This is a genomic window from Pseudoalteromonas sp. P1-7a (genome assembly GCF_001401855.1).
Lineage (GTDB): Bacteria > Pseudomonadota > Gammaproteobacteria > Enterobacterales > Alteromonadaceae > Pseudoalteromonas.
The window spans coordinates 170983-193208 of record NZ_LKDU01000003.1 but is presented as its reverse complement, the minus strand read 5'-3'; the positions used below and the strand labels follow the sequence as shown (position 1 = coordinate 193208).

Annotated in this window: 27 protein-coding genes; 10 read left to right on the top strand and 17 right to left on the bottom strand. The window is 41.4% G+C overall.

Features of this window, described 5'->3' with window-relative positions:
- The first annotated feature begins 2 nt into the window (after window positions 1-2).
- The gene (gene phoR / locus AN389_RS04440) at window positions 3-1310 is read left to right on the top strand and encodes a phosphate regulon sensor histidine kinase PhoR (protein WP_055015102.1); all 1308 of its coding nucleotides are present in this window, start codon (window positions 3-5) and stop codon (window positions 1308-1310) included.
- A 115-nt stretch (window positions 1311-1425) separates the two neighbouring features.
- Window positions 1426-2391, top strand: a complete 966-nt coding sequence (locus AN389_RS04435) for a PstS family phosphate ABC transporter substrate-binding protein (protein ID WP_055015103.1) — start codon at window positions 1426-1428, stop codon at window positions 2389-2391.
- 91 nt (window positions 2392-2482) lie between these two features.
- Here AN389_RS04435 and AN389_RS04430 read toward each other — a convergent pair whose 3' ends face one another.
- The 8 genes from AN389_RS04430 to sfsA form a co-directional block, all read right to left on the bottom strand.
- Window positions 2483-2719 (bottom strand): hypothetical protein, encoded by a 237-nt coding sequence (locus tag AN389_RS04430; RefSeq protein ID WP_055015104.1) that lies wholly within the window; start codon window positions 2717-2719, stop codon window positions 2483-2485.
- A gap of 30 nt (window positions 2720-2749) precedes the next feature.
- The gene (gene panC, locus AN389_RS04425) at window positions 2750-3598 is read right to left on the bottom strand and encodes a pantoate--beta-alanine ligase (RefSeq protein WP_055015105.1); all 849 of its coding nucleotides are present in this window, start codon (window positions 3596-3598) and stop codon (window positions 2750-2752) included.
- Window positions 3598-4392 (bottom strand): 3-methyl-2-oxobutanoate hydroxymethyltransferase, encoded by a 795-nt coding sequence (panB, locus tag AN389_RS04420; protein WP_055015106.1) that lies wholly within the window; start codon window positions 4390-4392, stop codon window positions 3598-3600. The genes panC and panB overlap by 1 nt, the downstream gene beginning before the upstream one ends.
- 30 nt (window positions 4393-4422) lie before the next feature.
- A complete protein-coding gene (gene folK, locus AN389_RS04415) occupies window positions 4423-4908 on the bottom strand; it encodes a 2-amino-4-hydroxy-6-hydroxymethyldihydropteridine diphosphokinase (protein ID WP_055015107.1) in 486 nt (161 codons plus the stop codon).
- A 4-nt stretch (window positions 4909-4912) separates the two neighbouring features.
- On the bottom strand, window positions 4913-6244 hold the full coding sequence (gene pcnB / locus AN389_RS04410) for a polynucleotide adenylyltransferase PcnB (RefSeq protein ID WP_055015108.1): 1332 nt from the start codon (window positions 6242-6244) through the stop codon (window positions 4913-4915).
- Window positions 6245-6478: 234 nt separating this feature from the next.
- Complete coding sequence (gene gluQRS, locus AN389_RS04405) at window positions 6479-7423, bottom strand: tRNA glutamyl-Q(34) synthetase GluQRS (protein WP_055019326.1); 945 nt, start codon at window positions 7421-7423, stop codon at window positions 6479-6481.
- Between the two features lie 16 nt (window positions 7424-7439).
- Window positions 7440-7883, bottom strand: coding sequence for an RNA polymerase-binding protein DksA (gene dksA / locus AN389_RS04400; RefSeq protein WP_004586092.1), 444 nt, complete (start codon window positions 7881-7883; stop codon window positions 7440-7442).
- A gap of 225 nt (window positions 7884-8108) precedes the next feature.
- Entirely contained in the window at window positions 8109-8825 is a 717-nt protein-coding gene (gene sfsA / locus AN389_RS04395; protein ID WP_055017310.1) for a DNA/RNA nuclease SfsA, read from the bottom strand.
- A gap of 120 nt (window positions 8826-8945) precedes the next feature.
- On the opposite strand from sfsA, the gene pepB reads away from it, so the two are divergent.
- Together pepB and AN389_RS04385 are read left to right on the top strand one after the other, a co-directional pair.
- Window positions 8946-10241, top strand: a complete 1296-nt coding sequence (gene pepB, locus AN389_RS04390) for an aminopeptidase PepB (protein ID WP_055017311.1) — start codon at window positions 8946-8948, stop codon at window positions 10239-10241.
- Window positions 10242-10423: 182 nt separating this feature from the next.
- Window positions 10424-10990: a phosphoribosyltransferase gene (locus AN389_RS04385; RefSeq protein ID WP_055015112.1), complete on the top strand. Its 567-nt coding sequence runs from the start codon at window positions 10424-10426 to the stop codon at window positions 10988-10990.
- A gap of 136 nt (window positions 10991-11126) precedes the next feature.
- Here AN389_RS04385 and AN389_RS04380 read toward each other — a convergent pair whose 3' ends face one another.
- The gene (locus tag AN389_RS04380; RefSeq protein ID WP_055015113.1) at window positions 11127-11783 is read right to left on the bottom strand and encodes a Crp/Fnr family transcriptional regulator; all 657 of its coding nucleotides are present in this window, start codon (window positions 11781-11783) and stop codon (window positions 11127-11129) included.
- A 438-nt stretch (window positions 11784-12221) separates the two neighbouring features.
- Here AN389_RS04380 and AN389_RS04375 point away from each other — a divergent pair, with 438 nt between their 5' ends.
- On the top strand, window positions 12222-12458 hold the full coding sequence (locus AN389_RS04375; RefSeq protein ID WP_055017312.1) for a YgjV family protein: 237 nt from the start codon (window positions 12222-12224) through the stop codon (window positions 12456-12458).
- A gap of 43 nt (window positions 12459-12501) precedes the next feature.
- Here AN389_RS04375 and AN389_RS04370 read toward each other — a convergent pair whose 3' ends face one another.
- The 6 genes from AN389_RS04370 to AN389_RS04345 all read right to left on the bottom strand — a co-directional run bounded on the left by AN389_RS04370 (window position 12502) and on the right by AN389_RS04345 (window position 16213).
- Window positions 12502-13179, bottom strand: coding sequence for a FlgO family outer membrane protein (locus tag AN389_RS04370; RefSeq protein WP_055017313.1), 678 nt, complete (start codon window positions 13177-13179; stop codon window positions 12502-12504).
- Window positions 13180-13299: 120 nt separating this feature from the next.
- Window positions 13300-14955: an amidohydrolase gene (locus AN389_RS04365; RefSeq protein ID WP_055019325.1), complete on the bottom strand. Its 1656-nt coding sequence runs from the start codon at window positions 14953-14955 to the stop codon at window positions 13300-13302.
- Window positions 14956-15085: 130 nt separating this feature from the next.
- Window positions 15086-15322, bottom strand: a complete 237-nt coding sequence (locus tag AN389_RS04360) for a calcium-binding protein (protein ID WP_055017315.1) — start codon at window positions 15320-15322, stop codon at window positions 15086-15088.
- A gap of 11 nt (window positions 15323-15333) precedes the next feature.
- Entirely contained in the window at window positions 15334-15570 is a 237-nt protein-coding gene (locus tag AN389_RS04355; protein ID WP_024033183.1) for a calcium dependent protein, read from the bottom strand.
- Window positions 15571-15727: 157 nt separating this feature from the next.
- On the bottom strand, window positions 15728-15955 hold the full coding sequence (locus AN389_RS04350) for a hypothetical protein (protein WP_055017316.1): 228 nt from the start codon (window positions 15953-15955) through the stop codon (window positions 15728-15730).
- 24 nt (window positions 15956-15979) lie between these two features.
- Entirely contained in the window at window positions 15980-16213 is a 234-nt protein-coding gene (locus AN389_RS04345) for a calcium dependent protein (RefSeq protein ID WP_004586103.1), read from the bottom strand.
- A 301-nt stretch (window positions 16214-16514) separates the two neighbouring features.
- Between AN389_RS04345 and AN389_RS04340 the strand changes: the two genes are divergently transcribed.
- From AN389_RS04340 to AN389_RS04325, 4 genes are read left to right on the top strand one after another with little or no spacing between them, the layout of a single operon-like run.
- Window positions 16515-17966, top strand: coding sequence for a HAMP domain-containing sensor histidine kinase (locus tag AN389_RS04340; RefSeq protein WP_055017318.1), 1452 nt, complete (start codon window positions 16515-16517; stop codon window positions 17964-17966).
- A gap of 4 nt (window positions 17967-17970) precedes the next feature.
- Window positions 17971-18492: a hypothetical protein gene (locus AN389_RS04335; protein WP_055019324.1), complete on the top strand. Its 522-nt coding sequence runs from the start codon at window positions 17971-17973 to the stop codon at window positions 18490-18492.
- Between the two features lie 2 nt (window positions 18493-18494).
- Window positions 18495-19844, top strand: a complete 1350-nt coding sequence (locus AN389_RS04330; RefSeq protein ID WP_055019323.1) for a sigma 54-interacting transcriptional regulator — start codon at window positions 18495-18497, stop codon at window positions 19842-19844.
- Window positions 19845-19864: 20 nt separating this feature from the next.
- Entirely contained in the window at window positions 19865-20365 is a 501-nt protein-coding gene (locus AN389_RS04325) for a DUF1543 domain-containing protein (RefSeq protein ID WP_055019322.1), read from the top strand.
- A gap of 8 nt (window positions 20366-20373) precedes the next feature.
- Here the strand turns inward: AN389_RS04325 and AN389_RS04320 are convergent, their stop codons facing one another.
- A complete protein-coding gene (locus AN389_RS04320) occupies window positions 20374-20601 on the bottom strand; it encodes a hypothetical protein (RefSeq protein ID WP_055017322.1) in 228 nt (75 codons plus the stop codon).
- Window positions 20602-20726: 125 nt separating this feature from the next.
- On the opposite strand from AN389_RS04320, the gene AN389_RS04315 reads away from it, so the two are divergent.
- A complete protein-coding gene (locus AN389_RS04315) occupies window positions 20727-21977 on the top strand; it encodes a multifunctional CCA addition/repair protein (RefSeq protein ID WP_055019321.1) in 1251 nt (416 codons plus the stop codon).
- 8 nt (window positions 21978-21985) lie between these two features.
- Here the strand turns inward: AN389_RS04315 and AN389_RS20525 are convergent, their stop codons facing one another.
- The gene (locus AN389_RS20525; protein ID WP_024033174.1) at window positions 21986-22150 is read right to left on the bottom strand and encodes a hypothetical protein; all 165 of its coding nucleotides are present in this window, start codon (window positions 22148-22150) and stop codon (window positions 21986-21988) included.
- Window positions 22151-22226: the final 76 nt, after the last annotated feature.

The window sequence follows — 22226 nt, the reverse complement described above, 5'->3', positions numbered from 1 at the left end:
GTATGTATCGAGTTATTAATAAACAGGCGTTAATAAAACGTCTGTTTATCTATTTTTTACCCCTATTACTTATTGGTGTGCTTGTAGGTGCACCATTTTTGCTTTTATTTTTAGGCACATCTTCTCTTTTAGTTTGGCATTATCATCAACTTTATCGCTTAAGTGATTGGCTTTTAAATCAACGTAGCTTTAACCCGCCAGAGGGCGAAGGTGCGTGGGAACAAGTATTTGAAGGCATTTATCATTTACAGCATCGTAATCGTAAAAAGCGCAATGAACTGGCTGATTTAATTCGTCGCTTTCGCGATGGCGCTGAAGCTGTACCCGATGCCGTAGTGGTGCTGCAAAGTGATTTAAGCATTGTGTGGTGTAACCAACTTGCACTTAAGGTATTGGGGCTGCAATGGCCAACCGATCATGGCCAGCGACTTGATAACCTAATACGCGAACCTAAATTTGCCAAGTACATGTTGCGCGGTGAATTTGAAGAGCCACTTGAGCTTGATAACGGGCATATTGTTGATCAAGTGCTTGAGTTTAGGGTAATGCCGTATGCCAACACACAGCTTATGGTGGTCGTACGTGATGTAACACGCCTAAAACAGCTAGAGCAAATGCGTAAAGACTTTGTTGCTAACGTATCGCATGAGCTGCGTACGCCGCTAACGGTCGTTACTGGCTATCTTGAAATGATGGATGGCGATATGATGCCACCGCCTGCAATGTGGAATAAAGCCCAAAATACCATGCTTGAGCAATGTAAGCGTATGGATAGCTTAGTCAATCAGCTTTTATCTCTTTCGCGTATTGAAGGATCGCGTAGACAAGATAACGATAAAGCCATTAATGTACCGCAAATGCTCAATTATATTAAAACCGAAGCGCAATCCATAAACCAAGATAAAGGCCATGAGCTTATTTTTAATATAGATAATCAGCTTGATATTAAAGGCGCAGAAGATGAACTACGCAGTGCGTTTTCTAATTTAGTGTTTAACGCTATACATTACACTAAAGCGGGCGGAAAAATTATTGTCACCTGGCAGCGCAAAGAAGGGTATGCGCACTTTAGTGTGAATGATAATGGTGATGGCATTGCACCAGAGCATATAAATCGTCTAACCGAGCGCTTTTACCGCGTAGATAAAGCAAGGAGCCGCACAACTGGCGGTTCAGGTTTAGGCTTAGCAATTACAAAACATGTGTTAACACGTCATGATAGTCAATTAAATATAACCAGTGAGCTTGGGAAAGGTTCGTGTTTTTCTTTCGCTTTTTCAAAGGATAAGCTTGTTAAGTTGGCAAGCTAAAAACAATAAAAAGTAAAGTCATAAAAGTGTCATTTAAGGGTAATGTAACTGTCATCTACCCGCTTTACAGTAGATGACAGTTAGGAAATGGGACGAACAAATCGGAGAACCCCGCATGAAATTTAAAAACTTAGTTGCCGCAATGGGTGTGGCTGTTACAACATTAGTATCTGCGCAGGCTGTTGCTCTTGACGAGGCAATGCCTGAATATCAAAAAATTAACGGCGTTTCAGGTAACTTTTCGTCTGTAGGTTCTGATACTTTAGCCAACATGATGACTTTTTGGGCTGAAGAGTACAAACGTATTTACCCAAATGTAAATATTCAAATTCAAGCGGCAGGTTCGTCTACTGCGCCACCAGCGCTTACAGAAGGCACCTCTAACATGGGCCCAATGAGCCGTAAAATGAAATCAAAAGAAATCGAAGCGTTCGAAAAACGTTACGGTTATAAGCCTACAGAAGTACGCGTAGCAATTGATGCCTTAGCAGTTTTTGTACACAAAGATAACCCAATCGAAGGCTTACGCATTGACCAAGTAGATGCTATTTTTTCATCTACACGTAAATGTGGTGCATCTGAGCAAGTTAACCGCTGGAGCGATGTTGGCCTAACGGGCGACTGGGCTGCAAAAGACATTCAATTATACGGACGTAACTCTGTGTCAGGTACTTACGGTTACTTTAAAAAGAAAGCACTGTGTAAAGGTGACTTCCGTAACAACGTAAATGAGCAACCTGGTTCTGCCTCTGTTGTACAGTCAATCTCATCTTCATTAAACGCGATTGGTTACTCAGGCATTGGTTACAAAACATCAGGTGTACGTACGGTTCCTTTATCTAAAAAAGGCACTAACTACGTAGATGCAACGCTTGATAATGTTGCTAAAGGTAAATACCCACTTTCTCGTTTCTTATACGTTTACGTGAACAAACACCCTAATAAGCCGCTTTCACCAATTGAAGCTGAGTTCTTAAAAATGGTACTTTCTAAAGACGGTCAAAAAATCGTTGAAAAAGATGGTTACGTACCGCTTTCTGCAAAGTTAGTAGAAGCAGAGCTTAAAAAGTTAGGTTTATAATTTAAACCCAACTACAAAAAAACCGCTCAATGAGCGGTTTTTTTGTGTGTAAAATTTTAAAGCGTAAAAAGACTAATTTATTAAAAAGCGATTATAAATCAGTCAGCTTTTGAGCTTGTTCTTTACACTGATTGTAGCTTTCTACACATTTAGCAGAGCACACTTGCTGTTTTAAACCTTTGTCAATTGATTGCTGATCGCAACTATTTTCGCACTGATAGTTTTGTTGTGCGCATTGGTTTAACTCAGGGTTTTTCACTTGATTTTGGCAAGCTGCTAACAATGAAAATGACAGGGCGAGGGCACTCGTTTTAATAAATGTTTGCATGCTTATCCTTAACGTTGAACTGCGCTTTTGTTAAATCTCAACTTGTAAGTTGTCGATTAATCTAACATTGCCTAAAAAGGCGGCAGCTAAAATAACTAATTGTGTATCATCAAGTGTAGCAGCTTTTAATGTATCTCGTTGAGCTATCTCAAAATAATCAGGCTTTAAGCCGGCTTGCTCTAAACTAAGCTGTGCGCTTTGCTCAAGTGCTTTGTAATCGGTATTGCCTGCTTTGATCTGCTCAGCGCAGCTGTTTAGTGTTTTAAATAATGCGGTAGCCGTGGCTTTTTGCTCTGCAGATAAATAGCCATTTCGCGAGCTCATAGCTAAGCCAGACACTTCGCGCATGGTCGGTACACCGACAATTTCAACTGGAATAGATAAATCGCGTACCATGGTTTTAATTACTTGCAGCTGCTGAAAGTCTTTTTCGCCAAAGCAGGCATAATCAGGTTGTACTAAATTAAATAACTTAGTGACTACCGTGGCAACGCCTCTAAAGTGTCCTGGGCGCGTGCCGCCGCAATACCCCATAGATACGCCCGGTACATCTACAAAGCTCTGCTCACCAAGCCCATTTGGGTAAATGGTGTCTACGCTTGGGGTAAACACTATATCTGTGCTTAAGTCGGCTAAGCCTTGTTTGTCTTCGTTTAGCGTACGCGGGTAGCTATCTAAATCTTCGTTGGCACCAAATTGCATTGGGTTAACAAAAATGCTCACAACCACCTTGTCGGCCATTGTTTTTGCCTTTTCAACTAACGAAAAATGACCCTGATGTAAATTGCCCATGGTTGGCACTAAAGCCACGCTTAAGCCTGCTTGGCGCCACGCTTTAATTTGACTACGTAATGATTTAATTTCAGTAATTGACTGCATTATTTAAACTCATGTTCGGCGCTTGGAAATGCGCCACTTTTAACGTCTGTACAATATTTTTTAACTGCATCTGGCATGTTGCCGGTTTCGAGTAAAAAGTTTTTAGAAAATTTAGGAATGTATCCTGCCGAAATACCTACTAAGTCGTGCATTACCAGTATTTGGCCATCCGTTACATTACCTGCGCCAATACCGATAGTAGGGATAGTGACGGCATCGGTAATACGTTTAGCAAGCGCACTTGGGATACACTCAAGCACTAATAATTGGGCGCCTGCCGCTTCTAGGGCTTTTGCATCATCAATCATTTTTTGCGCTTTGTCGTCTTCACGGCCTTGAATTTTAAAGCCACCAAATACGTGCACTGATTGCGGCGTTAATCCTAAATGACCACAAACAGGAATACCTTGCTGCGTTAAACTTTTAATACTGTCGTAAAGCCATTCACCGCCTTCAAGTTTTACCATATTAGCGCCTGCACGCATTAACTCTGCTGCATTTTTACAAGTGTCGCTAACGCTTGAATAGCTCATAAAGGGCATATCGGCTATAACAAAAAGCTCACGGCTGCCACCGCGTACGCAACGGGTATGATAGGCTATATCTTGATTGGTTACGCCAAGGGTATCGTCGCCACCTTGCAGCACCATGCCCAAAGAGTCGCCAACTAAAATAACGTCCACACCGTTATCATGAAATAACTTAGCAAAACTAGCATCGTATGCGGTTAATGCGGTGATTTTGTTATTTTCTGCTTTCATTTTATTTAAAGTAGAAACGGTTATTTTAGACATAATATCCTCGCAGGCATAAGCCTTGGTTAATTACAGAGGTAATTGTTGTAAGTCGTTGAGCGGTAAATCTTGTGCAATAGTTTTTAATGCAATGCCGCTAGGTAAAATCAGTTCTGGGGCAAGTTCTAGTAAAGGGTAAACTACAAACTCACGTTCGCACAGGCCATAATGAGGCACCGTTAAGCGTGGGGTACTAATAATTTGCTGCCCAAACAATAAGGTATCTATATCAAGCGTACGTGGCCCCCAACGTTCGGCTTTTCTTACTCGCCCATGTTCAAGCTCTATGGCTTGTGTTAAATCAAGTAATTGCTCTGGTTCAAGCGCGGTTTTAATACACGCTACGGCATTTACATAATCGGGTTGGTCTTGTGGCCCCATGGGTTTGCTCGCGTAGTAATGCGATACACTTACAAATTCACAATGAGGCAGCTTTTTAAGCGCACAAATGGCGTTATCAAGCTGCTCTTTGGGTGAGTTTAGGTTGGCACCTAAACCCAAATATACACACTGCATACAATTACTCAGACGGCTTTTTAGTGGTGCGGCGGCGTGAGCGCTTACGTGGTTTTGGCCCACCTTGATGACCTAGATTCTTGACCATGTCTTTTTGGCCGTTTATATCTTGGCTTAAGTACTGGGTCCACCACTGGGCAAGCTCACTATGTTGTTGCTCACCGGCATCAACGCGTAATAATAAAAAGTCGTAAGCGGCTTTAAAGCGTGGTTGCTGGGTAAGTCTGTAAGCACGTTGGCCGGCACGTTTATCTAGACGTTGCTGTATATGCCAAATGTCGCGAGCGCCTAATGTAAAGCGTTTTGGTACTGCGATATGCTGGGCATTTTCGCTCAGTACTTTATTCATGGCTTGCGCAAAGGCGTCAAAGTAAGACAGCTGTTCTTGTTGTTTAATTTTAGTTGTGCGCTCAAGCAGCGGAAACCACAGTAAAGCAGCAAATATAAACGCAGGGGTGACTTTTTTATCAGCATTAATACGTTTATCAGTGTTTTGAAACATTTGTTGAATAAACGCGGCTTCTAAACCGTCGGGGTTTTTATCTAAAATTTTATCAAGCACTGGAAATAACGACTTAAACAAGCCGTATTGGCGTAGCATTAAATAGTTAGCTTCGGCTTTACCGTTTAAAAACAGCTTTAAAACTTCTTCGAATAAACGCGCTGGCGGAATATTATCAAGTAGGCTGGCAAGCGCGGTAATTGGCTTTTCGCTTTTTGGCGCTATGCTCATATCAAGCTTGGTTGCAAAGCGTACCGCACGCAGCATACGAACAGGGTCTTCGCGGTAGCGTGTTTCGGGATCGCCAATTAACTCAATTTGTTTTGCTTGAATGGCCGCTAAGCCATTGGCGTAATCGTATATACAAAAATCGTTAATCGAGTAGTACAGTGCGTTAATAGAAAAATCACGGCGCTCGGCGTCTTCTTCAATGCTACCAAATACGTTATCACGCAATAACTGTCCATGTTCGCTTGATTGGCTAATTTGGTTTTTGGCTTCTTGCGCTTCGTGGTGCCCACGCATGGTAGCTACTTCTATAATTTCGCGACCAAAAACAATATGTGCTAAGCGAAAGCGGCGGCCAATAAGGCGACAGTTTCTAAATAGTTTTTTAACCTGCTCAGGGGTGGCATTGGTTACTACGTCAAAGTCTTTAGGTTGTTGACCTAACAATATATCGCGAATACAACCACCTACAAGGTAAGCGTCGTAACCACCGTCTTTTAAACGGTAAAGTACTTTGATTGCATTTGGGCTAAATTGTTTACGTGAAATACCATGTTCACCGCGTGTTATAACAACCGGTTCATCACTTGTTTGAGTGCTTTGCACATCGGCATTTGGGCCGATTATTTGCCTGCAAAATTGAAAAAGCTTGGAAATAATAATCTGTCTCCTACAGAAATGATGATTGGCTGGTCATCGCAATAAAAAAGCACCTAAATTAGGTATTATAGTGCGGTGCTTTAAATGTATTGTAAATAGCCTCTATTTAGGCGGCTATCATATACCAGCGCGGTATAAAAATTAAGTTGATGGACTGAAATTAAGCCGTTTTTAAGATTTTTATTTGCTTAAATGCGTAAATTTAGTGCTGTTTGGGTGCTGACCTTGCGAAATTTGAATTTCGGGTATGTTGGGCACTGCAGTTAAGCTAAATTCGTTAATAGCCCATGCAATTAATTGCTCTACAGACAAATCGTGCAATTGGCTATGCACAGGTAAATTTAAAAATTCAAATGCATCAATCAGCGCAGGCTTTGGGTTGTCTGTGCTAATAGCGGGCGCGTAATTTTGTTTAGAGAGTTTAAAGCCAGGCTCGGCTACCGCAAGGGGTAAATGCGCGTATTGGGGAATGGGTGCATTAAGCTGTTTAAATAAACTGATTTGCCGTGCTGTGGGCTCGATTAAATCGGCGCCACGCACTGCACGGTTAATACCTTGCTCAATGTCATCAATAACCACCACTAGCTGATAAGCAAATAAACCGTCACTGCGCTTTATTATGTAATCTTCATGGGCTAAGGCACTATTAACAGTAATGCTTCCTTGAATTAAATCATTAAAATGGCATGTTGGATGCTGTTGTCTTAGGCGAAGAGCGCCTTGCTCTGTTGATAAGTTAAGCGCTTTGCAGTGACCTTGGTAAATGCCGCCTATAGCTTTTATTTGTTTGCGAGAGCAGCGACAACCATATACACAGTGTTGTTGTATCAGTGAGTTTGTTATCTCTTGATAAAGGGATAGTCGCTGTGTTTGATAAACAACGGTTTCGTCCCAATATAGGCCGTAGGCTTGTAAGGTATTTAGAATATCGGCGTCGGCATTTTTTACCACACGAGTGGTGTCTATATCTTCAATGCGGACTAACCATTTACCCTGATTTACTTTAGCATCAAGGTAGCTGCCCACAGCCGCCACAAGTGAGCCAAAATGAAGTGGCCCAGAAGGAGACGGTGCAAATCGACCGCGATAGTCACGCTTTGGCGTGGTAACGGCTGTAGGAGACATAGTTAACTAATTTTAATTAACCGCGTCCAGCTTGTTTTTCTTTTATTTCTGCAAGGGTTTTACAGTCTACGCATAAATCTGCAGTTGGGCGCGCCTCTAAACGACGAATACCAATCTCGATTCCGCATGACTCACAAAAGCCAAAATCATCTTCTTTAATTAAGATAATTGTTTTTTCAATTTTTTTGATCAGTTTACGTTCGCGGTCGCGAGTACGAAGTTCTAAAGAGAACTCTTCTTCTTGCGCAGCGCGGTCAACTGGATCAGGAAAGTTGGCAGCTTCGTCTTGCATATGCGATTTTGTGCGGTCAACTTCATTACGTAAGTCGTTACGCCACGCTTCTAAAATCGCTTTAAAATGAGCACGTTGTGCTTCATTCATATACTCTTCGCCCGGCTTTTCTTGGTATGGTTCTAAACCGGCTTGAGCCAATAAACCATGTCTTTGTTGGTCTGGCATAACTCTCTCCTAAATCCTTAATTTAATGCCTCAGCATTAGCCGGCGGTATAAATAGCAGAATCTTATACCCTAGGCAAATTTATTTTTTAATTAATCGAATTAGCTTCAACCAGTGTGTTGACTAAAAAGGCTCATATTTTAATTTTGATGCTTTATTAATCGTTATTTCGGTATTTAAACTTGCCTAGTTATATGGGCATAAAGTTTAAAAGCAAGTTAATTTTTTATTTAAAGGCCACTTTCTCACTGAGCGTTACTTCACTTGGCGAAATAGATGCCTTGTAAGCGTATACTTCCACGCCTTTTTTAATCGCCTGGTTTAGTAAATCGCTGTATTTTTTATCTATATGGCTTGCGGCACTCACGGTATTGATACCTTGGTGTAAAACAGCGAACAATAATACTGCTCGGTGGCCTTGTTCGATCATTTCTATTAATTCGCGAATGTGCTTTTGCCCACGCACGGTTTGTGCATCGGGGAAGTAGCCTTGTCCACTGTGGGGATCGGTTTCGCTTAGCAAAGTGACTGACTTTACCTCTACATAGCAAGCGGGTTTATTGTCACTGGTAAGTAAAAAGTCGATACGGCTATTTTCGCTGCCGTATTTTACTTCACTTTGTAGCTGCTCATAGCCGTTAAGCTCTGTAATAACTTGGTTGTTGATAGCCTCTTCAACCACTTTATTTGCCACGGCGGTATTAACACATATTAACTGTGAGAGGATGTTTTGAGTAAGCTCTAATGAATGCGGGTATTTTCGTTTACTGTTATCGCTGGTTGAATAAAACGCATTAAAGCCAGGCTCTGCGCAACCTGTCATTTTACCGGTGTTGGCGCAGTGGGCGGTAAATTCAGTTCCATCGTTAAGTGCTAGGTCGGCTAAAAAGCGTTTATAGCGTTTTAATAACGTGGCGGGCTGTAAAACGGGGGTGTATTTCATTTAAATTCCAATGCTAAACGCGGCTAGCACGCTGGTTTATGTTATTTATCTCAAGCTGTTGGGAACTTGTACTCACTATAGTAAACTCGGTGGCACATTTAAGTGTAAGGGTATTCTAACATGAGTGAAAAATTTGTTGTTCAACTGAGCGAACAAGCAGCACCAAGCCATTGGGGCGAAAACGCGACATTATCTTTTAATGAGCAAGGTGCCACGGTTCATTTATCTGAACAAGAAACATTAAAAAATGTTCAAAAAGCAGCGCGGACAATCGCAAATCAAGGTGTTAAACAGGTTGAGCTTGCGGGCGATACTTGGTGCACTGAAAGCCAATGGGCTTTTTATCAAGGCTTTGTAACACCTAAATCACTAGACGGGGTTAAGTTTGTTGATAACGCACAATCAGATCTAAACGAGCTTGCGCATTTAAAAGCCTCAGCTACGTGGGCAAGAGAAATGGTTAACGGTACTGCCGATGACATTTACCCTGAGAGCCTTGCCGAAAAAGCCGCAGAATTTATACAATCGTTAGCGCCTGAGCACGTAAGTTACCAAATTATTAAAGGTGATGCGTTATTAGAGCAGCAATGGATTGGTATTCATGCAGTAGGCCGTGGTTCTGAGCGTCCACCCGTTTTACTTGAGCTTGATTACAACCCAACAGGCGATGAAAACGCGCCGGTAAGTGCCGCGCTTGTAGGTAAAGGTATCACGTTTGACTCTGGCGGTTACTCAATTAAATCGAGCGAAGGTATGCTAGGCATGAAGTGCGACATGGGCGGCGCGGCAACCGTAACAGCGGGTTTAGCGCTTGCCATTAACCGCGGCATAGAAAAACGTATTAAGCTGTTTTTATGCTGTGCTGAGAACTTAATTTCGGGCCATGCTTACAAACTAGGTGATATTTTAACCTATAAAAATGGTACTACGGTAGAAATTGTTAACACCGATGCTGAAGGGCGCTTAGTACTTGCCGATGGCCTCATGGCTGCGGGCGAAACTGGCGCAGAGCTAATTATTGATGCGGCAACACTAACCGGTGCTGCATTAGTGGCTGTAGGTCAGGAGTACAATGCTTTATTTGCCCTTGATAAAGAGCTGGTTCGCGAAGTAGAAGACTTTGCCTCGCAAGAAATGGAAGCCGCATGGCCTCTACCTCTTGAAAAATGGCACCAGCAAAACTGCCCATCACCATACGCTGATACGGCAAATAGCCGCGCTCAAAAAGGCGGTGGTTACGGCGGCGCTTCAAATGCTGCAGGCTTTTTATCTCGCTTTGTACCAAACGATGGTAAAGGTTGGGTACACATAGATTTAGCTGCTGCATTTAATATGGGTAGCACTAGTCAATGGGCAGCCGGTGCAACAACGCAAGGAATGCGTACAGTAGCTCGTACATTGTTAGAAAAAGCTTAATAGTACGTAACTAAGCGTTTAATACATAAAATAGGCACCCATTGGTGCCTATTTTGCTATTTGCAGGCAAGCAATTTATTTTTATTTACGGTAAAATCCTTCGCCAATACCTGTTTGGGTGTTTAATTATTGGCTAAAGCGCCTACACTCAAATGTTATACTCACCACTGGGGTTCTAAACTATGTCAGATAAGTGCTACATCACAGCTCAACAGCTACTTGAAGATTCATTCCGCGTAGCGGCACAAGTTTATAAAGATGGCTTTCGTCCAGACTTTATTATTGGTATTTGGCGAGGTGGTGCACCTATTGGTATTGCTGTGCAAGAATACTACGATTATAAAGGCATTGAGACGGACCACATTGCGGTGCGTACGTCGTCTTATTACGGTATTGGCAAGCAATCTAAAGAAATAAAAGTACACGGTTTACATTACATTGTAGAAAACGCAAATGCAGGTGACTCACTGCTTATTGTTGATGATGTGTTTGATTCTGGGCGCAGTATTTTTGCATTAAAAGAAAAGCTTTCTGAACTTATGCGTTTAAATCTACCTCGTGATATTCGCGTAGCATGCCCTTACTATAAGCCAAAAAACTCAAAAGTAGACATGGTGCCAGATTACTTTATTCATGAATCAGAAGAGTGGTTAGTGTTCCCGCATGAGTTATCGGGTTTAACGCCAGATGAAATCATTGAAGGTAAATCTGATTTAGTAAACATCCAAGATATTTTATTAGATAAGTAATCGCGACAGGGCTAAGTGGCGAATTAAACTACACTGATGTAAGTATTTTCGGCCAGAGTTAACGCTTAACTAATTAATATTACAAAAAGGCCCTTAGGGCCTTTTTTTCTGATTGATTTTTAAAAGGTTGCGTGTTTTACAGCTGCGCAAAACTGTCTACATAATCACTCAAGCTTTGCGTATCGACCGCTTTTAACCCGTGAGAGCTGCGTTGTACTAAGCCTTTTTCGACCAGTTCAGTCACTACGCGGCGATAAGCTCGCTCAGTGGTTGCAAAGCGCTCAGCCTCGGCGTTAACGGTTGGGTATGCGCGCAATAGCGTAGGATTATTGTTCTCAGCTCGTAATAAGCAGTCTTTAGCAATGTTGTAGCTTAAAGGTAGTAGTAGCTTATCTAAATTAACTTTTTGGTTTTCTTGGAACTTTGCTGCAATAGTCTGCGCTGTATACAAGCTAAGCTCTGGCTTTTCGAGTAGTAAAGCTCGCCAGTGACGAAGCTCTATCAAGTTATAAGTTACATCACTAAAACAGGTCACTGTATAAATACAGGGATTATTGTTAAGCGCTTCTATTTCACCAATTAGCGTATTATTGCAATCTAATTGGCCTAATAATAGGCGGCGTCCGTTACCTACATCATAACTAAATGAAATAGTTCCGCTGCGCACCAACACAAGCTTACTTAGTGGTTGATCTTGGTGGATCAGCACTTCTTTTTTTGATTGTTGGTAACTACTCCCTGCAAAAGTGAGTAGTTGTTCAACAAGATAACTAGAAAAATGGTATTGAAACATCAATATGCTCTTCGGACAATTGTCCTATTTATTACACCTTAATGACGATATTATTAAGGCTCTAAGAATTTACGCTAACTTGCTACTGTATTTAGCCTTGCTAAGTACGTAATACCTTCATTTCCCGTGTAATGATTTAGGAAGCTATTGGCTACAACCAATATACTTTTTAAGGTTTTTAAGCAAGTTAGTTTTTTTATTTTATACCAATGCGCTTAATTATGTGATCTATTTTGAGGTTGGGAGAACGTAGTCTAGCTAGGCAAAAAATTCGCTATTTAGTTGCTCTAAATGAGAATTTTTTAACGCAGGTAGCGACACGTTTAGCCCCGCAAAATGATTGAGTATTATTGCGCATTGGTATTAAACGTTGCAACACTGAGAAGTGCCACAAGTTAGCATTAGTGTAATGCTAACCTAAAGGGTAGGAGAGAACAATTGAGTTGGGAATATTTAGGTTATATTGCATCAGCTTTATTGGTTGCATCGTTAACCATGACCGATGTAGTCAAGCTGCGTTGGTATAATATGTTTGGCTGTATCGTATTTACGGTATATGGTGTAGCTATTGGCGCGGTGCCTGTAGCGCTTACCAATGGCTTATTAGCAGTGGTCAATGTGTATCACCTAATAAAATTGTACCGAGAGCCGAAAGTAAAAGAAGCCAAAAGTTAAAAATTCAAAAAAGGGTTAACGTTTAAGTTAACCCTTTTTTATTTTAAAGCACTGCGTCTAATAAAAGACCATCAGTTCTGCGTGTTGGGTAGAGTGACTCAACGATAAAACTTGGAATAAAGCCTTTCGCAGATGAAACCACCACTTTAGATTTAGCGCCAATAATACGAGCATTAACAATTACACCGCGATTAGTGTAAGTTAAAGTGCCTGTTAAAGTGTATTCGATATTTGGGTAGCCTTTAATTTCTTTACCGTTGCGACTAAACGAGAAGTCACCTAATGGGGTTACATGCACCGCGCCGGTGTGCTTGTAATCAACCACAGACAAACCAAACTCCTGCATTTCAGTAATAAAGCTTTCAGCTAGATGATTACCAAATATATTAGTGGTTTGTAAATTGTCATCTAAATTCACAAAAGATGTAATTGCAACAGGGGTACCACTGTTGATGTAGTTCATATTTTCAATTAGCTTCATTGCCAATTGTTCTGTGTAGTTACTTAGTAATTTGCTGCTGTTAATAGGGCGGTAGTTGTTTTCAGGAAACTGCCAGTTATTTACACGTGGTTGATGAACGTCTGAATAGCGGCTGTGTGCGTTATGGTGGCCAATATTATTATGAGGTGCGTGGCCATTGTAAACTGGGTGAGTAGAGCATGCACAAAGTGATAAAGTAAAAAGAGTCGATAAAGTAAGGGATATTTTTTTAGATAACATGTTTTCTTCCTGAAACATAAGAGGTTTTTAAATTCCCCCAGTTATCGACATACTTTTTAATTACTTTAGTAAATATTCATAATAAATTCATTTATTTTTAAAAAGCGCCTACTTTGTAAGCTATTCTTTTTTAAAGCGTAATTTTCCAGCAATCCAAGTCTGTAAAACCTGCGTTTTATAAATCTCATCGACAGGAACTTTAAAGTAATCTTTGTCTACTAATATGAAGTCTGCCCACTTTGAGTTTTCTAAGCTGCCTATTTTAAACTCTTGGTGCGCTGCATACGCGCCGCCAAGTGTAAATGCTCTTAGGGCTTGTTCGCGGCTAAGCACTTCAGCGGCGCGCCAACCGTTTTCAGGCAACTTATTATGATCCATACGGGTAATAGCAGAATACAAACCATCAAAGGGGTTTGCTAGTTCCACAGGGTAGTCAGAGCCTGCAGCAATCACAGAGCCTTGCTTTAAAAATGTTTGCCATGCATACGCACCTTGTAGCTGATCATCGGTTAAGCGCTGCTCAGCCATATGCATATCGGAGGTAGCATGCACAGGTTGCATAGATGGAATTATTTTTAGTGCTTTAAAACGTGGTATGTCATCAGGGGTGACAATTTGTGCGTGTTCAATACGGTTTCGCAGTAACATACCGCCCGTTTGCTTAAACACATTTTGATAGGCATCCAGCACCACTTTATTGGCTTTATCACCAATTGCATGGGTATTCGCGCTAAAACCATTTTTAAAACTTAAAGTAAATAATTCTTCCAACTTGGCTTGGGTTTCTAGCATCAGGCCGTGGTGGTTTTTTCTATCTGCGTAGTCATCAATTAGTGCAGCCCCGCGCGAGCCTAATGCGCCATCGGCATACACTTTTACACTGCGAATAGACATAAACGACTCAGCGTCTTGGTAGCGTCCCGCTTTAAGCATGTACTCTAAATCGGGGCTGGCAGCACTGAGCATCGCGACAATTCTTAGTGGTAAATCACCTTGCTCGCTGCGCGCTTTATAAACTTCCCAGGTGGTTTTATCAATACCGGCATCGTGAGTAGAGGTAATACCTAAGCTAAGTAAATGGGCGCCTGCGGCATCTAACGAGTCGCTTATAGCTTGTTTTGAAGGGGCGCTCATATGCTGGGTAATTAGCGATTCTGCTTTATCTATAAAAATACCGGTTGGATTACCAAATCCATCTTTAATGATTTCGCCGCCATCAGGCGCTTGAGTGGCTGCGGTAATACCGGCCAGCTCTAAGGCTTTGCTATTAACCCAAATTGCATGGCTGTCAACGCGCGAAAGCACCACTGGGCGGTCATTAACGACCTTATCTAAGTCTTTAGCGGTAGGAAAGCGCGTGTTGCTCCACAGCTCTTGGTTCCAGCCTCGGCCTAATAGCCAGCCTTGTTTATTTTTCGCAAATTGTTCTAACTTTGCGGTTATTTCCTCAACCGACTTAGCACCACGCACATCAAGTTGCGATAGGTTGTCGCCAAGACCGATCACATGGCCGTGGGCGTCAATTAGCCCTGGCAGCAACGTATTGCCTTTGGCATCAATGAGTGTGGCATCTGGAAAGGTGTTTTTAAGCGTATCATCCCCAGTTTTTACGACTTTGCCGTTTTTAATTACTAAAGTGGAAAATGTGTGTATACCGCCTTGATACAAAGGCGTATAGCCATTAGCGTTATAAATAACCTGCGTTTGAGCGATGCTAGTGCAGCTTGCAAATAAACCAGCAAGCAATAGTGGGTTGAAAAGTTTTTTAAGTTGCATAAGTTAGTTATTTTTTATTGTTAGTAAAATAACACTAGCAAACTCACTTTTAGAATACCAATATGTTGAGGTAGATAGCTTAAAAGCGTAAGGGCTGTTAAAAATTTAGCGCTTACGCATATAAAAAGAGTTACTTACTGGCGTATAGGCCATATTCAGAAAGGGTAAGTCTGCCGTCTTTATCTTTATCATAACTTGAAAAACGCGACCATAGAGCGGGGTCAATGGCGGTTTCTGAACGGGTTAAAAAGCCATCTTGGTTACGGTCAAACTTTTCAAATTTATCGGCAATTTCTGTACTTTGGCCAAGGCTTACATCGCTAAAAATGCCCAGCGCAACAAGCGCTAAATAGCTTACGGTCTTCATATTTATACTACTCAGTAAAGGTTATTGGTTAAATAGTCTTTAAACTCAAGAAGCGAGATTTGTTTGTCTTGGTTTTTATCCCAGCGAGTAAAGGTGCTGAGTAGCTGAGGCTGAGGCTCTAACTCGTCTTCAGTTAAAAAGCCGCTTTTATTGGCATCAAGGTGATCAAAACGCTGTTTAACATCTAATGCAACAGCATTAAAACTGATCATGGTAATAGCGATAACACTAAAAAAAACACACTTCATGGTTTTCCTTCCAACATACAGTGTTTGTAGATTAATAAAAAAAGCACTTGCCATAATTTAACTTCCCAACAATAAATCCGTTTACACATTCCCTCAGGGATTATGGCAAATGCTTTTGAAACCTACTTTACTAGGTAAAAGCTTAAGTAAAACTTAATTATGGTTTAAAGTTTTGAAACTCTTCTTTAGAAATTTTCTTGTCTTCATTTTCATCCAAATCAGCAAATTGCCTCATTACTTCTTTATCTTGCTTTGCTTCTGCAAGTGATACTGCTCCATCCATATCTTTGTCTAAATGAGCAAAGCGAATATTTACAGAAGAGGCTAAAGCCGTGGCGCTAATGGCTAAAAACATTAATGCAAATGCTGCGATAAGTTGTTTCATAATCATGTTCCTTATTAAATGAATTTACTGAATAAACTTTTTGAATTCACTTAGCGATAACTGACCATCTTGGTTAGTGTCTATTTGTGAAAAGTTTTCGTGTAGTACGGCATCTTCTCCCGCTTCTGATTCGCTAAGTGTGCCGTTACTGTCTTTATCTAGCTCATTAAATGTAGCTTGAACGTCCATAGCTATTGCATCTGTGCCCATAAACCCAAAAGCCAGCATGGGTAAAATTACTAAAAAGCGGTTGTTCATTTAATTTCCTTATTGATTAAAGTTGCACTCAATATTACAAAAATAGTGCCAATTTAAATAAGTATTTAAAATCAGTGGTTTATGGTTTTTATGAAGCGTTTGTCGGAATTTTTTACTTAAATGTGTGTTATTTTTGCAACAGACGGTACGTACTCTCTGTACTTAACATAGTTATCAATGAGTTAGCATGTTGCAAAATGGCAACAGGTGGATATATTGGGTTAAATATAGAAGTTGATTCAGCGAGAGTATAAGGTAAGTAACTAAAATAGGGCGCTTAAAATAATAAAAGGAAATGATAATGCCTGTAACGTTGGCTAAAAAGTATCGTGCAATGCTCAATTGGCGGCCTAACTTAATAGGTCAGTTTATTATTAGCATGCTGCTGTCGTTACTGCCACTTAGTTTAGTGGTGATTGTTTTTTTAAATGCGTTAAATAAACAGCTCGCTGTTACCCAGCTTATTGTCAGTAATAATTACCAAGTTACTAAGTCGTTCAATTTTTTAAAGCAAGAGCTAAATAGCCTAGAGCGAGCTACTCGCCAAAATTGGGTTTTAAAAAGCGAGTCGCTCGACACGCTAATAAACGAAAAATGGCAATCCTCCTTACAAACAATCGACACGCTCAGCCAAAAAAGTACCTCTCAGCAATACACTATGCAATGGCGCCGCTTAGCAGCAACCTTACGAAGTACTCATCAAGCGCTAATTGAAAACAACCAACAAGATGCAGCATTGTTCGTGCCTATTAGCGATTTAGTAGCAGAGCTTACTGTGTGGTTGCGTGATACAAATGCGGCGCAAATTCAAAATAATCAAAATGAGCTAAGCACTTTGCAAAGCTCGTTTATTAACTGGTTAGTGGCGCTTATTCCGCTTACTTTACTGGTGGGCGGGGGCTTTTTATGGCGCATAAGCAAACGTTTAAAAGGGCTTACGTCGGTAATAGATAAACTAGGGCAAGGCCACTGGCAGCAAAAAATAGCGGTGCAAGGTTCCAGTGAGCTGGTGGAGTTGGGCGAAAAACTACAATGGGTGCAAGAGCAGCTACATATGCTCGAGCAACAAAAAGATACCTTTTTACGTCATGTAACCCATGAGCTTAAAACGCCGTTGGCTTCAATGGTCGAGGGCACCGATTTACTTCGTGATGAAATAGTGGGGCCCATTACAAAAGAGCAGCAAGCTGTGCTTGAGCTTATTAGCCAATCAATGGTGCGCCTGCGCACTATGATTGACAGCTTACTTAGTTATAACGCTATCAGAACCAGTAAAGACAGTGTTAGCGAGGTCGAATTTGGTAATTTAATAAATAAAATAAACAGCCATTTTGAGCACCGTTTAACGGCTAAGCAGCAACGCTTAAATTGGCACAACAGCATAATAAAACAGACACTTGCATTACCCGCAGAGCTAATAGAAATGACCCTTATTCAGCTCATTTCTAATGCGTTAAAGTTTTCAAATACAGGGCAAAGCGTTGATGTAACCTTAGCGCTTGAGCAAAAGCGACTAACAATACAAGTGCGCGATGAAGGCTGTGGTATTAAAGAGCAAGAAAAAACCCAAATATTCAGCGCATTTTACCAAGGTAAGCATAATAAAGATGTTACGCTGCAAGGCAGTGGCCTAGGTTTAACCATAGTAAAAGAGTCGGTTGAGCAGTTACAAGGTCAGCTCAGTGTTGAGCATAACCAGCCCAAAGGCTGCTTATTTACAATAAAAATACCTTTAATTAATCAAGGAGTTTAATAGCATGCGTACGCGTTTAATAGCTATTTTATGTGTGCTCAGTAGTGCGGTTATTTTAGCTGGGTGTGCAACAAATAACACGCAAACAGCAGCTGTGTCACAGGAGGTTGCGCCTGCAAAAAATGCGGTGCCAAATCCTAAAAAGCGTCCTAAAAGTGACCCCGTTTACCCCAGCGCAGCACGCGTTGTTGCATGGCATGCTAATCAATGTGGTGGTTTTAAAGTAAAACCAAGCCTACACACTTATTTAGGTGAAAAAGAGCTAAAACGCTTTTTTAAATATATGTGTATTAATACTTCAAGCGCACCCGAAGAGGTAATGGCGCGCTTGCAAAAACTCGATTTAGCCTACTTTTGGCCAGACCCTATTAAACAATATTTATGGCTTCAAAAGCAGCATGTTACTCGGCAAATCAATGCGCTAAAAGAGCAGCAGGCGTTAAATGACAAAATGCAGCAAACGTTATCGTCTTTAGCCACCATAGAGCAACAGTTATTACTACGCGAAGACACGAAGGAGCAGTAATCATGGCAACACACACAGCACAAGGTGCAAAAGTATTACTTGTTGATGATGATGCAAGTTTACTTAAATTACTCGCGCTAAGAATCGAGTCTAAAGGGTACGAAGTAACTACCTGTGAAAGCGGCATACTTGCATTGCAAGTTCTTAAAAGCCACGTGTTTGATGCAGTTATAACAGACCTGCGTATGGACGAAATGGACGGCATGGCCTTGCATCGCCAATTACAAAGCCGCTACCCAGCACTGCCGGTAATAATGATGACAGCGCATGGCTCTATTCCCGATGCGGTTGAGGCGACAAAACAAGGTATTTTTGCGTTTATTACAAAACCGGTAGATAAAGATGAGCTTTTTGATAGCCTAGCCAAAGCCATTGAAATACATGGCGTAAACGCAGAAGAGTCACCTCAAAAAAGTAATATAGTCACGCGCAGTGGCGCTATGTTACACCTGCTCGAGCAAGTTAAATTATTGGGGCCAACCCAAGTAAATGTGCTTATATCTGGTGCTAGCGGTACAGGTAAGGAACTGCTGGCTCAGGCGATTCATCAACACAGCCATGTAAGTGAAGGGCCTTTTGTGGCTATTAACTGTGGTGCAGTGCCAGGGGAGCTTTTAGAGTCAGAATTATTTGGCCATAAAAAAGGCGCATTTACAGGGGCGGTGAAAGATCACCAAGGTTTGTTTCAGCAAGCGCAAGGCGGCACCTTATTTTTAGATGAAATTGGCGATATGCCGCTTAACTTACAGGTTAAGTTACTGCGTGTACTACAAGAAAAAACGATTCGCCCCGTAGGCTTTCAAGAAGAAATTCCTATTGATGTGCGTATTGTATCGGCCACGCATAAAAATTTACCCGATGCGATTAGCAATCAACAATTTAGGGAAGATTTATACTACCGACTAAATGTTGTTAATTTAAAATTGCCGCCGCTGTGTGAGCGCCGCGAAGATATAAGCTTGCTTGCCCAACACTTTAGCGCAAGTATTGCTAAACGTATGAACCAAAAGGAAAAGCGCTTTGCAAACGATGCCATGCATGCACTGGTACGTTACGACTGGCCTGGGAATATTCGCCAGTTAGAAAATGTTGTAGAGCAAGTGGTCGCATTAAGCGCCAGCGAGGTAATTTCTGCACACTTAGTGTTAAACGCACTTAACTCAAACGAGGCCAGTGCAGAGCCGCTTTCTTTAAACGATGCCAAAAAAGAGTTTGAGCGCGATTATGTGATAAATACCCTTAAAATGGCCGGTGGTAACGTAGCCGAAGGCGCAAAACTTGCCAAACGTAATCGTTCGGATTTTTATAAATTAATAAAAAAACACAATATTGATGTCGATAATTTAGTGTAATTTAAAAGTAAGGTAATTAAATGCAGTTATTTATGGTGTATTTAGGCGGGCGAATTCAAGGCTGCCACATAGAAATGCACGATATTCGCTTTGTTGTAGGTCAAAGCATTGAGCAAACCTACTCAAAACTAAAAAGCCAATGGGTGGGCGATAAAAACAATGTGCATATGGACAGCTACATGGCAGTTAACCATATCGACGGTTATAAAGTAGAACTCGTTGATACTTACGTTGAGCAAAATAAGCAGCTGTATTTTGTTAATTTAGGCGCTTACAGAAGTGACTCTATGGCTGAGCAACACGACTTTGCCTTGTATGTTGCCGGTAGCCCAGCAGAGGCCAAGCAGCGCGCTAAAAGCGATTTGCTTGCAGGGCTTAGCCATATTCATAAAGATGATTTACATGATGTAGATGACTGCTTTGCTATAGATTTACTCGACAGCCAATTAAATATCAAGCTTACGCCAAGTGGGCATGCTCAGCCAATAAAGCCTGATTGGTTTGGGTATTATATTCTTTAATAGTAAAATTAAGAGTCTTGCTCGCTTTGCTCATTGGCTTCGCTTTTAGCCGCCATTTTAAATGCCACAATAACTAGGGTAAACATCGCAAAGGGTAGCGCTGCCAACATGTATTCAACCATGTTGCTATCTTGAAAGTTAGCCTGTAGTAAAAAGTGTCCCGCCACGCACATTACAATAACCACAAGTAATATAGGCAGTAGCATAAGTTCTTTTTTTGATGAATGATTTTTCATTGAGTATAAGGCTGCGGCTTTAAATAAAGCGCTATTGTAATGAGCTTATGTAAGCTTGGCAAACAATGGCTATTTTAATGGTATGATCAATATCAAATAACCACCCAGTGTGATTAGGATAAACAGTGAAACACAACCTTAAGCAAGTTTACCTTGTTGGTGGCGCGGTACGCGACCAGCTCCTTAATATAGCATCAAAAGATAACGATTACGTTGTTATAGGCGAAACACCCCAAACTATGGAGTCGCTTGGTTTTGTGCCTATAGGAAGTGATTTTCCGGTTTATTTACACCCAAAAACAAAAGAAGAATACGCCTTGGGTCGCACTGAGCGAAAAAGTGGTAAAGGCTATACCGGCTTTGTGGTAGACGCCAGTCCTCATGTTACGCTCGAGGAAGACCTTGCAAGGCGCGATTTAACTATAAACTCAATGGCGCTTGATGAAAACGGCACCGTTATTGACCCTTTTAATGGCCAAAGCGATTTACACAATAAAATATTGCGCCATACCACAGAGGCCTTTGTAGAAGACCCTGTAAGGGTATTACGCATAGCGCGTTTTTTGGCGCGTTACGGAAGTGAGTGGCGTATTCACCCAAGTACGTATGCATTAATGCGCGAGCTTAAAAACAAAGGTGAGCTTAATCATTTAGTGCCCGAACGCGTATGGCTTGAAACCGAAAAAGCACTGGGTGAAAAACACCCAGAACTGTATTTTCAAGCACTGCATGGTTTAGGTATTTTCCCTGAAATAGAGCAAATGGACGGTGTACCGCAACCTGCCAATCACCACCCCGAAGGCGATGTGCTTGTTCATACTATGTTGGTACTTAGGCGCGCTGCCGATTTAAACTTTAATTTAGAAACACGGTTTGCGGCACTCACTCATGATTTTGGCAAGGCACTGAGCTATAAAAAACGCGGTAATTTACGCGGCCATGAGCGCGAAGGGGTAGCCGTAGTAGAAAAGTTTTGTGAGCGTTTAAAAGTGCCTAACCGCTTTCGCGATATTGGCGTACTCACCAGCGATAATCACACCTTATGCCATACGCTTGAGCAATTAAGGCCACAAACGATTCATAAATTAATTGTCACTAATTTAAATGCTCTAGTGCACCCTGAGCGCTTTATTTCGTTTACCCAGGCATGCCAATGTGATGCGCAAGGGCGCGGAGAAGCGCTCGTAGATAAGCCCTATCCGCAAGGAGCTAAGCTGCGTGCAATTTTTAATGAATTACAAAAATTGGATAAAAAGCAGGTAGTGCAAACTGCACTAAAAAATGGCAAAAAAGGCCCAGAAATAGGCGAAGAGGTAAAGCTGGCAGAAATAAACTGCATCAAAGCGTTTTTACAACACGAGCAAGCAACGCAATAGGCAAAGCCCTAGCTGAGGTATTCAGACACGCCTTCGTTTTTAACTTGTTCTGGCTGTCGTAAGTTTTTATATGTAGAGGTGGCAGGCTCTGAAGGTAAGCTAGGTGCTTGCTCTTGGGGCCTGTATAAATCAAAAATAAATTCGATCTCTTCACGCTCAAGTGGGTTGTTCATGATCTATTCTCCTTAATTAGCGCTCAGGGTATGGCTGTTCGACTGAATTAAAAGTGAATAGTTACATTTTAAGTTG